General features: G+C 72.7%; 16 protein-coding genes and 1 pseudogene. 6 read left to right on the top strand and 11 right to left on the bottom strand.

Annotated elements, in window-relative coordinates:
* Nucleotides 1-18: 18 nt before the first annotated feature.
* The 3 genes from QSK25_RS17575 to QSK25_RS17565 form a co-directional block, all read right to left on the bottom strand.
* Entirely contained in the window at nt 19-522 is a 504-nt protein-coding gene (locus tag QSK25_RS17575) for a universal stress protein (RefSeq protein WP_285639555.1), read from the bottom strand.
* A gap of 71 nt (nt 523-593) precedes the next feature.
* On the bottom strand, nt 594-1,802 hold the full coding sequence (locus tag QSK25_RS17570) for an MgtC/SapB family protein (RefSeq protein ID WP_285639553.1): 1,209 nt from the start codon (nt 1,800-1,802) through the stop codon (nt 594-596).
* 3 nt (nt 1,803-1,805) lie between these two features.
* Nucleotides 1,806-2,021, bottom strand: coding sequence for a DUF1918 domain-containing protein (locus QSK25_RS17565; RefSeq protein WP_285639552.1), 216 nt, complete (start codon nt 2,019-2,021; stop codon nt 1,806-1,808).
* Nucleotides 2,022-2,169: 148 nt separating this feature from the next.
* Between QSK25_RS17565 and QSK25_RS17560 the strand changes: the two genes are divergently transcribed.
* On the top strand, nt 2,170-2,616 hold the full coding sequence (locus QSK25_RS17560) for a universal stress protein (protein ID WP_285639551.1): 447 nt from the start codon (nt 2,170-2,172) through the stop codon (nt 2,614-2,616).
* Between the two features lie 61 nt (nt 2,617-2,677).
* On the opposite strand, the gene QSK25_RS17555 is transcribed toward QSK25_RS17560, so the two are convergent.
* The 3 genes from QSK25_RS17555 to QSK25_RS17545 are packed head-to-tail and all read right to left on the bottom strand — an operon-like array spanning nt 2,678 to nt 4,840.
* Entirely contained in the window at nt 2,678-3,553 is an 876-nt protein-coding gene (locus tag QSK25_RS17555; RefSeq protein WP_285639550.1) for a universal stress protein, read from the bottom strand.
* Complete coding sequence (locus tag QSK25_RS17550) at nt 3,550-4,119, bottom strand: CBS domain-containing protein (RefSeq protein WP_285639549.1); 570 nt, start codon at nt 4,117-4,119, stop codon at nt 3,550-3,552. The genes QSK25_RS17555 and QSK25_RS17550 overlap by 4 nt, the downstream gene beginning before the upstream one ends.
* A gap of 28 nt (nt 4,120-4,147) precedes the next feature.
* Entirely contained in the window at nt 4,148-4,840 is a 693-nt protein-coding gene (locus QSK25_RS17545) for a hypothetical protein (protein WP_285639548.1), read from the bottom strand.
* Nucleotides 4,841-4,968: 128 nt separating this feature from the next.
* On the opposite strand from QSK25_RS17545, the gene QSK25_RS17540 reads away from it, so the two are divergent.
* The 3 genes from QSK25_RS17540 to QSK25_RS17530 all read left to right on the top strand — a co-directional run bounded on the left by QSK25_RS17540 (nt 4,969) and on the right by QSK25_RS17530 (nt 6,199).
* Complete coding sequence (locus QSK25_RS17540) at nt 4,969-5,244, top strand: DUF1876 domain-containing protein (protein WP_285639547.1); 276 nt, start codon at nt 4,969-4,971, stop codon at nt 5,242-5,244.
* Nucleotides 5,241-5,462: an SHOCT domain-containing protein gene (locus QSK25_RS17535; RefSeq protein ID WP_285639546.1), complete on the top strand. Its 222-nt coding sequence runs from the start codon at nt 5,241-5,243 to the stop codon at nt 5,460-5,462. The genes QSK25_RS17540 and QSK25_RS17535 overlap by 4 nt, the downstream gene beginning before the upstream one ends.
* A gap of 80 nt (nt 5,463-5,542) precedes the next feature.
* Nucleotides 5,543-6,199 (top strand): response regulator, encoded by a 657-nt coding sequence (locus QSK25_RS17530; RefSeq protein WP_285639544.1) that lies wholly within the window; start codon nt 5,543-5,545, stop codon nt 6,197-6,199.
* A gap of 252 nt (nt 6,200-6,451) precedes the next feature.
* Here the strand turns inward: QSK25_RS17530 and QSK25_RS17525 are convergent, their stop codons facing one another.
* On the bottom strand, nt 6,452-8,131 hold the full coding sequence (locus tag QSK25_RS17525; RefSeq protein ID WP_285639542.1) for a GAF domain-containing sensor histidine kinase: 1,680 nt from the start codon (nt 8,129-8,131) through the stop codon (nt 6,452-6,454).
* 129 nt (nt 8,132-8,260) lie between these two features.
* Here QSK25_RS17525 and QSK25_RS17520 point away from each other — a divergent pair, with 129 nt between their 5' ends.
* Entirely contained in the window at nt 8,261-9,256 is a 996-nt protein-coding gene (locus QSK25_RS17520) for an Acg family FMN-binding oxidoreductase (protein ID WP_285639541.1), read from the top strand.
* Between the two features lie 3 nt (nt 9,257-9,259).
* Here the strand turns inward: QSK25_RS17520 and QSK25_RS17515 are convergent, their stop codons facing one another.
* From QSK25_RS17515 to QSK25_RS17505, 3 genes and pseudogenes are all read right to left on the bottom strand, one after another.
* On the bottom strand, nt 9,260-9,451 hold the full coding sequence (locus QSK25_RS17515) for an MBL fold metallo-hydrolase RNA specificity domain-containing protein (RefSeq protein ID WP_285640119.1): 192 nt from the start codon (nt 9,449-9,451) through the stop codon (nt 9,260-9,262).
* Between the two features lie 128 nt (nt 9,452-9,579).
* Nucleotides 9,580-10,083, bottom strand: a pseudogene (locus QSK25_RS17510) (MBL fold metallo-hydrolase); the annotation flags it as partial.
* Between the two features lie 8 nt (nt 10,084-10,091).
* The gene (locus tag QSK25_RS17505; RefSeq protein ID WP_285639540.1) at nt 10,092-10,631 is read right to left on the bottom strand and encodes an MBL fold metallo-hydrolase; all 540 of its coding nucleotides are present in this window, start codon (nt 10,629-10,631) and stop codon (nt 10,092-10,094) included.
* Nucleotides 10,632-10,787: 156 nt separating this feature from the next.
* Here QSK25_RS17505 and QSK25_RS17500 point away from each other — a divergent pair, with 156 nt between their 5' ends.
* Nucleotides 10,788-11,480 (top strand): universal stress protein, encoded by a 693-nt coding sequence (locus tag QSK25_RS17500; protein WP_285639538.1) that lies wholly within the window; start codon nt 10,788-10,790, stop codon nt 11,478-11,480.
* 330 nt (nt 11,481-11,810) lie between these two features.
* Here QSK25_RS17500 and QSK25_RS17495 read toward each other — a convergent pair whose 3' ends face one another.
* The gene (locus QSK25_RS17495; protein WP_285639536.1) at nt 11,811-12,221 is read right to left on the bottom strand and encodes an Hsp20/alpha crystallin family protein; all 411 of its coding nucleotides are present in this window, start codon (nt 12,219-12,221) and stop codon (nt 11,811-11,813) included.
* Between the last annotated feature and the right edge of the window lie 105 nt (nt 12,222-12,326).

The raw sequence follows: 12,326 nt of genomic DNA, 5'->3' as shown, positions 1-12,326 counted from the left end.
GAACTGGGCGGGCTCGTCTCACAGCAGAGGACCGGGGGTCAGCGGAGCGGCGGTGCGCGACAGCTCGTGCTCACGTTCGGGCTTCGGCTCGCGGAGCACGACCACCGGGCACGCGGCGTGGTGCACGCAGTAGGAGCTGACCGAGCCGAGCACCACCTCGGCCAGGGCACCCGCGCCGCGGCTGCCGACGACGAGCAGCTCCGCGTCCCTGGAGGCGTCGGTCAGCACCGTCTTCGGGTCGCCCTCGACGAGGACCCGGCGGATCTCGACGCCCTCGAACCCCTGCACGGCCTCGTCGAGCACGGCCCGCTGGGCCGCTTCGGCGCTCTCCGGGGTCATCCGCATGCCGAGCTCGGCGGGCAACGTCCCGATGACCATGCCCGTGTCCGGGCGCCACGCGGACACCGCGTCCACCCGGCACCCCCGCCGCTTCGCGTCCTCCACGGCCCAGCTCAGGGCCGTGCGGGCGGCGGCGGATCCGTCCACGCCGACCACCACGGGCCGGGATTCGTTCTCGCTCATGCACTTCAGCCTCGTCGCGGAGGCCGCCGCCGGTGAGTGGCCGCGGTCCCGCGCGGCGCGGGACCTTCGTCCTACCAGGTCATGCCCAACGCCACCGCCGCCACGGCGGGAGCGAGCCAGGCAGCGAGCCGCCACGCGAACCCCGGTCCACCGGTGGCCGTGGCGAGCACCAGCTTCACCACGGTGTTGGTCGCCAGCGCCGCCCCGCACGCCACCACCGCCGTGTGCACGGAAATCGACTGCGGTGCCAGGGAAGCGGCCGCGATGGCGGCGGCGTGCGCGTCGGCCAGCCCGCCCACGGCACCGGCGGCGACCACTCCCCCGCCGCCCAGCCACTCGGCCGCCGCCCGGGTCAGCACGAGGAACAGCACCAGAACGGCGGCGAGCGACAACGCGGCCTTGACCGACATCGGCCTGCCGGTGACCGCGTCCTCGTCCTGAGCGGGTCCGTGGTGCCAGACCAGCCAGGCCACCTCGGCGAGCAGCACGACGGCCCCGGCACCGGCCGCGGGCAGCAGCCGCAAGGCGACCGGAGGGCTCGCCACCGCCGTCACCGCCACCATCTGCACGAGCGTGGCGAGGTTGACCGCCACCGCGCCCGGCATGGCCGCGGCCCCCGCCTCGCGGTACCGGTGCCCCAGCACCGCCGTGGTGGCGGACCCGGACACGAACCCGCCCGCGAACCCGGTCACCAGCAGTCCCCAGCGCTGCCCGAAGGCCCGCGCCGCGACGTAGCCGGCCCACCCGAGCACCGTGACCGCGACGACGAGCCACCACACCCGCGCGGGGTTCAGCACGCCGTACGGCCCGAGCGGCCGGTTGGGCAGCAGTGGCAGCACCACGAAGGCGACGACGAACAGGATCATCGCGTCCCGCACGTCCTGGTCGCTCACCACCTTGCGGGCGAAGCGGTGCAGCGGCCGCTTGGCGGCCAGCAACACCGCGACCACGACGCCCACGGGCACCGCGAGCTCGGGCCGTTGCCACGCGAGCGCACCCAGCAGGAACGCCGTGATCGCCGCGATCTCCGTGGTGGCACCCGGTTCACCGGACCGCAGGTACCAGGCGATCACGAGCACCGCCACCGCGCCCAGAGCGACACCGAGCGCGACCGGCCCGAGCGCCGCGCTCACCGCACCGGCCAGCGCGATCAGGGGGAACGTCCGGGATCCCGCCGGCCTGCTGGAGTCGCGCGCGTTGTCGTGCTCGCGCTCCAGCCCCAGCAACAACCCGATGGCGAGCGCCGTCGCCAGGTGGACCAGCGCCGCGGTGAGACCCACCGCTCAGCCCACGCGCAGACGTGCGGCCTCGTCCTCCGCCGTGACGACGTGCGCGTCCGGTCCGGGGAACACCAGCGCCTCGTGCCCGTTGTCGAGCCAGCGCACGACGTACGGCGGCGTGCCGTCCTCGTGGCGCACCTCGACGATCAGCCCCCGCCGGCCGCCGTGGTCGAGCACCGGTCCTTTGACGACCAGCCAGTCACCCGTCTTCGCGTTCATGTCACGACCTCCGCTCGGTACCTCGTCAGAGCGTTCGCCCTCGCGCCCTGGCGGAGCAGTGCGCATCGGCTCAGCCGCCTCATGACGTTGGTCCCTGCCGACGGATCCACACGGCCGCGACCCTCGTTGTGAACGATGGGAGAAGACGATGAGGACACCTGTGATCCTGGTGGGCGTGGACGGTTCCGCGGGATCGGAAGCCGCACTGCGGTGGGCGTTGCGGGAGTCGGCGCGCTTCGGCGCACGGGTCGAGGCGGTGCTCGCGTACCACCGGGAACAGGCATTCGCACCTGCCACCTCGATGGGCCTGCACCCGTACGGCGAACGACCACAGCAGCATCCCGCACGGGAGCTGCACGCCGCCGTCGAGCAGGCGCGCGCGGACGTGCCCGGTGCGCCGGACGTCGCCGAGACCGTGGTCGCCGGTGACGCGGCCGAGCACCTCGCCGAGGCGTCGCGGCACGCCGAGCTGCTCGTGATCGGGACGCACGGGCGGGGCGCGCTGGCGCAGGCCGTGCTGGGCGGGGTGGCGGCGAAGTGCCTGCGGCACGCGCAATGCCCCGTGGTGGTCATCCCTCCGCACGCGGTGAAGTGACCGCGACGCGGTCGTGGGGTCCCTGCGGCGCAAGGACCCCACGACCCGCGGCGGAACGACCTCAGGCAGGCCGCACGATCGCCAGCGGACACGGCGCGTTGTAGACGAGCGCCTGGCTCGTCGACCCGAGCAGCATGCCGGCGAACCCGCCGTGCCCGTGGCTGCCCACGACCACGAGCCGCGCCTCCGCGCCGTAGCGCATCAGCGCACGCACGGGACGGTCGCGCACCACCACCCGGTGCACCGCGACGTCCGGGTACTTCTCCTCCCACCCGGCCAGCCGTTGCGCGAGGAGCCGCTGCTCCTCCGCCTCGACCTGGCCCCAGTCCACGGTGAACCGCGACGCGCTGTACGCGCTCTCCACCATGAAGTCCTGCCAGCACATGATCGCCGTCAGCGGTGCGTCCCGCATCGACGCGGCCTCGAAGGCGAACGCCAGCGCGGCCTCGCTCGTCGGAGAGCCGTCGACGCCGACCACGACCGGTCCGCCGGGCACCTCGGTGCCGCGGGCGACGACCAGCGGGCACTTGCCGTGCGAGGCCAGCGCGAGGGCGGTGGAGCCGATCAGCAGGCCCGTCACGTTGCCGAGCCCCTGCGAGCCGAGCACCATCAGCCGCGCCGCGCGCGACTCCTCGATCAGCAGCGGGACCGCGCCCGCGTTGACGACCTCGGTCGTCACCTCGACCTCGGGTGCCACGGCGCGCGCCGCCGCGACAGCCTCCTCGAGCCAGCCCCTGGCCTGGTCCTCGATCGCCTTCCGGATCTCGGCGGCTGTCAGGATGATCTCGGGATAGCCCCTGACGGGCAACGGGTACCCGTGCACGAGGCGCAGGGGCGTGTGGTGCCGGGCGCAGTCGTCGGCGGCCCACCTGACCGCGGCCAGTGCGGACGCCGAGCCGTCCACGCCGACGACGACCGGTGCCGAGGGTGCCTTCATCGCTCTCCTCCTGTCAGGACCTTCACGCGCAGAACGCCGTGCACGGAACCGGCGAGCGCGGTCAGCACGCGCTCGGTCTCCTCGTCGGGAACACCCGCGTCCACGGTGGCCTCACCGTCCTGGACCACGACCGTCCACTTGCGACCTCCGCCGTAGATGTCGAGCACGTGCTGGACCTCGGCGGCCACGGTCGTGTCCGTCCTCGCGATCGCGCGCACCAGGTCCCGGCGCGTGACCACGCCGAGCACCTTCGCGCCGTCCACGATCGGGACGCAGCGGACGTGGTCGTCGACCATCGAGCGGGCCACGACCTCGGCCTTGGCCGCGGCGTCCATCGCGACCGCGGGCGTGGTCATCACGTCGCCCACGGTGCTGCCGCGGGTCTCGTCGACGTAGCCGTTGCGCAGCAGGTCGGCCTCGGTGACGATGCCGATGAGGTTCTTGTCGTCGTCGACGACGGGCAGTGCGGTGAAGCCGTGCGACACGAGCAACGCCGCGGCGCCGCGCACGGGCACCTCCGGTGTCACCGTGATGGCCGGACTGGTCATGATGTCGCGAGCACGCATGGCGCTCCTCCTTCCTCCGTTCTCGAAGCTAGGAGCGCGTCAGGCCGGAGGACGCGGTCGTTGGTCCCGCCCCGTCCGGGTCCTTGGCACCGACGACCAGCACCGCCTGGGGGTAGCCCGCCAGCTCGTGCCGTTCGACGAGACCCGCGCGCCACTCCTGGCGGTGCAGCAGGTGCACGACCGGCCTGACCCGCACCCCGGCGGCCCTGGCCGCGAGCACCGCGGCCTGCAACGCGCCACCGCCGCGCACGTGGTCCGCGCGTCCGTCGCCGACGGTCACCACGACGAGCGTGCCGTCGTCGACGGGGTGCAGTTCGGTGCCGGCCCAGTGGTTCGCCGTGACGAGGTCCCGCGCCGCACCGTCCGCGGTGCCGTCGCCGAGCGTCATGGCCCGCAGGTGGCTCAGCTCCTGCGGGGACGGCGGCTCCCGGCGGTCCGCCTTCACGACGGCGACGAGGTCCGGGTTCGCGTGGTCGTGCGGGAACACGACCTTCGCGTGCCACCCGTTCGCACGGACGGCCAGCACGACGTGTTCCAGCGCGGCACCGCACGTCAGCAGGCGGTCGAGGCCCAGCGGGTCGTGCGCCGATCTGCGCGCGACCTCGTACAGGTACACCGACCGCCCGTGTAGCTCCAGCACCCACGGCTTGCTCTCGCAGTGCACGGGTGCCTTCCTGGCCGCTTCCACGATTTCCGCCGCCTCGGCGGGACTCCAGCGCATGCCTCGACGATCCGGCGGGCGACGGCCACGGCGACAGGGCGGAGGGTCTCACCCCGCGCGGGCCGTTCGACTCTGCGACGGGTGCGGCGCCCCGGCCCACGCTGGAGGCCCGAGACGAGGAGAGTTCCATGGGCACCGTCAAGAAGTGGGCGGTCGAGATCCGCATCGACGAGCACGAGTCCCGCACGAGGGCCGAGGCGCGCCTGCACACCGCGGACGACACGCACCTGGTCGGCATCGGCACCGCGCGGCTCAACCCGGCCGACGGCAACGTCCCGGAGATCGGTGACGAACTGGCCACGTCGCGCGCGCTGACCGATCTCGCGCACAAGCTCCTGGACGCGGTCACGGACGACATCGAGGGCGTCACCCGGGCGGCCGGACTGGTGAGGAGCGCCCGATGATGTACCCGTACTACGGCGGCGGCCCGATGGGCTGGGGTGGCGTCGCCCTGATGACCCTCGGCATGATCGTGTTCTGGGGCGGCCTGCTCCTGATCGTCGTGGTGGTGCTGCGCCGGCACGACGGGACGGCCGTGCGGCTGCTCCAGGAGCGGCTGGCCAGGGGCGAGATCGACACCGAGGAGTTCGAGCGCGTCCGCAGGACGTTGCGCTCGCGCTGATCAGAGTCTTTGGTCCCTGTGTGCGGCCGTCCGGGTGGGAGATCGTGCAGACAGGCGTCGTCGAACGAGAGGTGGTCCAGGTGGCCGCACGAGTGTTCCTGGTGGACGACCACGAGGTGGTCCGCGTCGGGATCAGGGAGCTGCTGAGCGCTCAGGACGACCTGGAGGTCGTCGGCGAGGCCTCCTCGGTCACCGAGGCCCTCACGCGGGTGCCCGCCGTGGCACCGGACGTGGCGGTGCTCGACGTGCGGCTGCCCGACGGCAACGGCATCGAGCTGTGCCGCGAGCTCATGTCCCGGCTGCCCGACCTCAAGTGCCTCATGCTCACGTCGTTCACCGACGACGAGGCGTTGTTCGACGCGATCATGGCGGGCGCCTCGGGCTTCGTGCTCAAGCGGATCGTCGGCAGCGACCTCACCACCGCCGTGAAGACCGTGGCGGCCGGCGGTTCGCTGCTGGACGCGCGGTCCACGGCCGCCCTGCTGAACCGGATCCGCCGCGAACGCGAGAACGGCGACCCGGTGCGCATGCTCACCGAGCAGGAGCGCACCGTGCTCGACCTGATCGGCGAGGGCCTGACGAACAAGCAGATCGCGGACAAGATGTTCCTCGCCGAGAAGACGGTGAAGAACTACGTCTCGCACCTGCTCGCGAAGCTCGGCCTGGAGCGCAGGACGCAGGCGGCGGTGCTCGCGTCGAAGCTCGCGACCAAGCCCGTGCCCCGCGAGGACGGCTAGGCCCGGTTCCGCGGGTTCGTTCGGTGACGGCCGCGGAGGCGGTGCCCGGGCAGGCGACCGGAAGCCGCCCCCGCCCGAACCCGCTTCACGTTCCCTTGGCGCACGCGGGGCGCTTTCGTGCAGTCGTAGCGCACGAAAGCGCCCCGCGTGCGGTCCGGCGACGTGAAGTGCGCTCGCGACCGTGCGCTGCGGCAGCCCGTGCGGTCCGGCGACGTGAAGCGCTCGTGACGGTGCGGTGCGGCAGGCAGGGGCTCAGTCGAGCGGCACCTGCCACGTGACGCGGGTGCCCCCGCCCGGTTCGTCCGCGACCGCGCACGTGCCGCCGTAGCCGGCCGCGCGCTGCTCCAGGTTGCGCAGTCCGCTGCGCGCGACGTGCGGGGGCATGCCCACTCCGTTGTCCACCATGCTGATCACCAGGGCGTCACCCGCCTCCACGGTCAGCGTCATCTCCGTGGCGTGCGCGTGTCTCAGCGCGTTGCTGACGAGCTCCCGGACCACCGCCTCGGCGTGGTCTCCGATGTGGTCGGGCACCAGGTTGTCGATCGTGCCGCTCATCCGGACCGCGGGTGAGACCGGCGTCTCCTCGGTGAGTCCGGCGACCACGTTCAGCAGGCGGCGCCGCAGCCCGGTGTCGTCGTCGGCGGCCTGGAGGTCGAAGATCGACGTGCGGATCTCCAGCACGGTCTCGTCCAGGCTGGTGACCGCCTTCTGCACGCGCTTCTTCGCTTCCGGGTGGTTCACCCACATCAGGGCGCCCTGCAGGCTCATGCCCGTCGCGAACAGCCGCTGGATGACGTGGTCGTGCAGGTCACGGGCGATGCGGTCGCGGTCCTCCAGCACGTCGACCTGCCGGCGGGCCTTCTGGTTCTCGGCGAACTCCAGCGCGACCACCGCCTGGTCGGCCAGCGAGGCGAGCAGCGGCATGAGGTCCGGCCCGAACGGGGCGGCGCCCTTGTCCCGCACCGTGACCAGCAGGCCGGTGACCGTCGTGCCCGCGCGCATCGGCACGACCACGCACGCGCCCGGTTCGGCACCGTCGCCGCCGAACACCCCTTCCAGGTCCTCGACCAGCACGGGCACGTCCGACTCCAGCACCTCGCCCAGCACCGTGCCCGCCGGGTCGATCTCGTCGCCGACGAGGTGCGCGCCGGCCGTGGCGACCGCGCGCAGCCGCCGTTGCGGTCCGTCCGCGAGCAGGACCATCGTGCTGTTCGCGGCCGCGAGTTCCAGCGACCGCTGGGCGATGAGCTGCAGGGCGTAGTCGGCCGACGCTCCCCCGAGGAGCTGCGAGTTGATCTCGGCGGTCGCCTCCAGCCACCGTTCGCGCAGCCGGGACCGTTCGAACAGGCGGGCGTTCTCGATCGCGACACCGGCCGCCGCGGCCAGTGCGGCGAGCACGACCTCGTCGTCGGCGGTGAAGTCGACGTCACCCTTCTTCTCGGTCATGTAGAGGTTGCCGAACACCTCGTCGCGCACGCGCACCGGAACGCCCAGGAAGCTGTGCATCGGCGGGTGGTTCGGAGGAAAGCCCACCGACGCGGAGTGCTCGGCGATGTCGTGCAGCCTGATCGCCCTCGGGTCCTCGATCAGCAGGCCGAGCAGCCCCTTGCCCTCCGGCAGGTGGCCCATGTGGGAGCGCGTCTCCTGGTCGATGCCGACGTAGACGAACTGCGAGAGGTTGTCCCGCTGGCCGAGGACTCCCAACGCGCCGTAGCGGGCCCCGACGAGCTCCACGGCGGCCTGCACGATGCGTTGCAGGGTCGAGTCGAGCTCCAGGCCCGCGCCGACCGCCAGCACGGCGTCGAGCAGGCCCTGCATCTTGTCCCTGGTCGAGCCGATCTCGGCCAGGCGCTCGCGCATCTCGTCAAGCAGGTCGTCCAGTCTCAGCCCGCCGAGGAGACTGCGCGACCCGCTCTCTGCCGAACCCGTCATGGATCAACCCTGGCACGTGATCACCTCCACACCAAGCGGTCCCGGTCAGGTCGGGACCTTCGGCGCTGGGGGCCGCGACGCGAACGGGTGAAAGTGGCGGGACCGAGAACGACGAGCGGGGTGACGGGGATGACCGAGGTGTTGGCGGCGTTGGGGTTGGCGCCGGAGCAGGTGGAGGCGGTGCTGACCGCGGCGTCGCTCGCGCCGTCCGTCCACAACTCCCAGCCGTGGCGGTTCCGCCTGCTGCCGGACCGCATCGAGCTGCACGCGGATCCGGACAGGACGCTGCCCGCGACCGACCCGGACGGGCACGAGATGCGGCTCGCCTGCGGTGCCGCGCTGCTGAACCTCCGCCTAGCACTGCAAGGGTTCGGGGTCCGCCCGCTGGTCACGATCCTGCCCGGCCAGGAGGCGCACGGCGCGCTCGCCACGATCCGCAGGGGTGGTCAGCTCGCGCCGGACGACGAGATGCTGGCACTGCTCAAGGCCGTGCCGCAGCGCCGGACCAACCGCCACCCGTTCTTCGAGTCCGGCGTGGAGGGACGGCATCGGCACGCGCTGGTGCGGGCCGCCGAGCTGGAACGCTCGTGGCTGCACGTCGTCGACACCCGTGAGGAGGTCGCGCGCATGAAGAGCTTCGTGCGGCGTGCCCACACCATCCAGCTGCGCGACCCCGAGGTGCAGGCGGAGCTCGAGTCCTTCACCGGGGACCGGCCCGGCGCCGCGGACGGGGTGCCCCGCGCGAACGCGGGCTTCCGGCCCGAGACCCAGGACGAGTGGATCTTCCGCGACTTCCAGGCCGGCGAGCGCGTCGCCGGCAAGGACTACGAGTCGAACCCGCTCGTGGCGGTCGTGTGCTCGCACTACCGGGGGCAGCTCGCCGACATCCAGGCGGGTCAGGCCATGCAACGGGTGCTGCTGACCGCCACGACGCTCGGCCTGTCCGCGTCGTTCATGTCGCAGCCGGTCGAGGTCCGCAACGTGCGCGAGGAGCTGCGACGGGCGCTCGGCGGCACGCTGGTGCCGCACACGTTGCTGCGCATCGGCTACAGCACACCGGTGCCCGCGACGCCCCGCCGCCCGATCTCCGAACTGCTCATGGAGCCCACGAACTCGGCCTCGTGAGGCTCACACCAGGACCTTCTCACCGTCTCGCGGGACGACCGCGGTCCACCCGTGCTCGTTCTCCAGCCGTTCCGCGAGGGCCCCGGCGCCGCGCGGTTCGCCGTGCACGACGTAGGTCGTCTCCGGGGCGGGGGCGCCGGTGGCCCACGCCAGCAGCTCACCGGCGTCGGCGTGCGCGCTGAACGCGTCGAGCACCCGCACCTCGGCCCGCACCGGCACGTACCGGCCGTGGATCTTGATCTCGCGGGCGCCGTCGACCAGGTTGCGGCCCGCGTGCCGGCGGCCGCGTACCCGACGACCACGACCGTGTGCCGTTTGTCGGGCAACATCGACCTGAGGTGGTGCAACACCCGTCCGCCGGTGGCCATGCCCGAGGCCGAGATGACGATCGACGGTTCCCTCGGATCGTCGACCTGCATGGACTGCGCCGCGGTGTGCAGCTCCGCGAGGCGTCCGGGATCGAAGGCGTCGTCCCCGTCGCGCAGCTCGGGACGGATCTCCGGCCAGCCACTCGCCACCGCCTGGCGGTAGACCCGCAGGGACGCGAGCGCCATCGGGCTGTCGACGAACACCGGCAGGTCGGGGATCTCCCCCGCGCGCACCAGCCTGGTCAGCTCCACGAGGATCACCTCGGTGCGGTCCACCGCGAAGGCCGGGATCAGCACGCTGCCACCCCGTGCGGCGGTGCGGCGGATCGTCTCGGCGAACCGGGCGGTCGCCGCGGCGTCGTCGTGCGTCCGGTCGCCGTAGGTCGACTCGATCAGCAACGCGTCGCACTCGGGCCGGGGCTGTGGTGGCAGCAGCACACGGTGCGCGGGCCTGCCCATGTCGCCGCTCACGACCACGCTCCGGTCCCCCAGCCCCAGGTGTGCCCAGGCGAGCCGAGGATGTGCCCCGCGCGGCCGAACTCGAGGTCGACGCCGTCGGCGACCGACCGCCGCGCCCCGAAGTCGACCGGCCGGAACGACCTGACCGCGCGTTCGGCGTCCTCCGCGTCGTACAACGGCAGCGCGGGCTGGTGCTTGGACCACCCCGCCTCGTCGGCGTACCTCGCCTCCTCCGCCATCAGGTGCGCGCTGTCGGCCAGCACGATCGCCGCCAGGTCGGCGGTTCCCCGCGTCGTGAACACCGGCCCGCGCCAGCCGTGCCGCATCAGCACCGGCAGGTAGCCGCAGTGGTCGAGGTGGGCGTGGGTGAGCACGACGGCGTCGAGCCGGTCGAGGTCGAGCGGGGGCTGCCGCCAGTTCCTGCGGCGCAGCGGGGCGAGTCCCTGGAACAGGCCGCAGTCGACCAGCACCTGCGACTTCCCCGTGTCGAACAGGAACTTGCTGCCGGTCACCGTGCCGGTGCCGCCGAGAAACGTCAACGTGCTCATCGTTCTGCCCTTCCTGGAGCCGGGAAGTCACACGGTGCTTTCCGCGGCCACCGGCACCACAGCGGCACCCGGCCCTGCTCCACGAGGACCTTCGTCCCGCACAGGTCGTCACCCTTCGCTCTGGGAGCGGTGAGCGGGCAGGACGACCGTGGAGGCATGGACCCTGTCGTGGTGATCGCGGACGGCTCGCCCTGGAGCGTCGAAGCCGTGGAGTGGGCGACGGCGCACGCCCGGCTCGTCCACGCGCCGGTGGTGGCGCGGTGGCCGGAGGACCGGTTCCGCGCGCGACTGGTCGTGCTCGGCTACCAGAGCCGGGCGAACTCCTCGCTGGGGCTCGGCAGGCACGTCCTGTCCGTCGTCTGCTCCGCGGGCTGCGACGCGGTGGTCGTGCGAGGCACGTCCGCCGCGCGGCACGGCGAGCACGGTCGCGTCACCGCGCTCGTGAGCGGCGGCCAGGACGACGCGCTGGTGCTCGCGCGTGCCGCCGCGTTCGCCGAGCAGCGCGGTGCCGCCCTGCGGGTCCTGCACGCGGAGCCGTTGCCCGTGCTGCGGGAGGACCACGACGAGGACCACACCCGGGTGCTGGCCCGCGCGTCCGAACTCCTCGGCGACGTCGCGCACAGCTCGATGCTCGTGCGCCGGCAGCCACACGAGGCGATCGCCCGTTGTCTGAACACCGATCTCATCGTCGTCGGGCCCGGCGAGACGCGTGCGTGCGGCTCGGTCACCAGGGCCGCGCTGCACCACGCCCCGTGCCCGGTTCTGGTCGTGCACCGGCCCGGTGCGCGGGAACGCACTGGCGCACCGGCACTTCCCGCTCCTCGCAGGCCGGTGCGCACTCCGGTGTGAACCACGCCGAACGGCCCGTCACGGGCCCGCCCGAGGTCCCTGGTCCGGTGCCCGTGCTGCCGCGAGCTGGCTCAATACGACCCTGTTCTCCCTCGTCGTGCTCCTGCTGCCGGCCGCTCGCGCGCTGTCGCGGAGAGGAACGGCAGGAACACCTCGCGGACGAGATGGCCGACCGCACCGGCAGGCCGGAGGTGACGCGCTCGATCGAACGCGATGAGCCCTACACGACAGCAAGATGACGCAATCGCCCCGCCACGGGCTCCTCTCCCACAACCACCACACGCCGAACGGCCCCGGATCCGGGGGATCCGGGGCCTCGCGGGCGCTCGGTCAGTCCTCCTGGACCTCGATCTCGCCCCTGCGCGCCTCCGGCGGTGCCGCGATCGGCACGCGGACCTCGAGGACACCGCGCCGGTACTCGGCGGCGATCTTCGTGGTGTCGGCGCCGGTGGGCAGCGACACGGTGCGGCTGAACGAGCCGTAGTGGAACTCCGACCGCTGGTGGTCCTTCTTCGTCTCCTCCCTCTTCGCCGTGATCGTGAGGGCGCCATCCGTCGCGCTCACGTCGATGTCCTTCGCGGCGTACAGGCCGGGCAGCTGCGCGCGCAGCACGTAGGTGTCCTCCTCGACGAAGTCCTCGATGGTCATCGGGTGCCTCGTGCCGAACGGCCAGGTCGCGTCGAACAACCCCCAGATGTCCGGCAGGAGGCCGCCGGCCGGGTGCCGTACGAGCGTGCTCATGTCGTCTCCTTCCTCCGTCTTGCGCCACTTCCAGCTCACCACCCGCACCAGCGGGCGGACAGAGACCGAAGCGCCGGGCCGGGAGAGCCCTTCGTCACTGGGAAA

This window comes from Lentzea sp. NBRC 102530 (genome assembly GCF_030269365.1).
Lineage (GTDB): Bacteria > Actinomycetota > Actinomycetes > Mycobacteriales > Pseudonocardiaceae > Lentzea.
This window is presented reverse-complemented; position numbering and strand designations above follow the sequence as displayed.

What these genes read in the sequence shown, in the direction of transcription:
- QSK25_RS17545 (WP_285639548.1), bottom strand. Translation starts at nt 4,840, where the DNA reads ATGCGCTGGAGTCCCGCCGAGGCGGCGGAAATCGTGGAAGCGGCCAGG.
- QSK25_RS17535 (WP_285639546.1), top strand. Translation starts at nt 5,241, where the DNA reads ATGATGTACCCGTACTACGGCGGCGGCCCGATGGGCTGGGGTGGCGTC.
- QSK25_RS17555 (WP_285639550.1), bottom strand. Translation starts at nt 3,553, where the DNA reads ATGAAGGCACCCTCGGCACCGGTCGTCGTCGGCGTGGACGGCTCGGCG.
- QSK25_RS17520 (WP_285639541.1), top strand. Translation starts at nt 8,261, where the DNA reads ATGACCGAGGTGTTGGCGGCGTTGGGGTTGGCGCCGGAGCAGGTGGAG.
- QSK25_RS17525 (WP_285639542.1), bottom strand. Translation starts at nt 8,131, where the DNA reads ATGACGGGTTCGGCAGAGAGCGGGTCGCGCAGTCTCCTCGGCGGGCTG.
- QSK25_RS17565 (WP_285639552.1), bottom strand. Translation starts at nt 2,021, where the DNA reads ATGAACGCGAAGACGGGTGACTGGCTGGTCGTCAAAGGACCGGTGCTC.
- QSK25_RS17500 (WP_285639538.1), top strand. Translation starts at nt 10,788, where the DNA reads ATGGACCCTGTCGTGGTGATCGCGGACGGCTCGCCCTGGAGCGTCGAA.
- QSK25_RS17540 (WP_285639547.1), top strand. Translation starts at nt 4,969, where the DNA reads ATGGGCACCGTCAAGAAGTGGGCGGTCGAGATCCGCATCGACGAGCAC.
- QSK25_RS17505 (WP_285639540.1), bottom strand. Translation starts at nt 10,631, where the DNA reads ATGAGCACGTTGACGTTTCTCGGCGGCACCGGCACGGTGACCGGCAGC.
- QSK25_RS17550 (WP_285639549.1), bottom strand. Translation starts at nt 4,119, where the DNA reads ATGCGTGCTCGCGACATCATGACCAGTCCGGCCATCACGGTGACACCG.
- QSK25_RS17560 (WP_285639551.1), top strand. Translation starts at nt 2,170, where the DNA reads ATGAGGACACCTGTGATCCTGGTGGGCGTGGACGGTTCCGCGGGATCG.
- QSK25_RS17575 (WP_285639555.1), bottom strand. Translation starts at nt 522, where the DNA reads ATGAGCGAGAACGAATCCCGGCCCGTGGTGGTCGGCGTGGACGGATCC.
- QSK25_RS17495 (WP_285639536.1), bottom strand. Translation starts at nt 12,221, where the DNA reads ATGAGCACGCTCGTACGGCACCCGGCCGGCGGCCTCCTGCCGGACATC.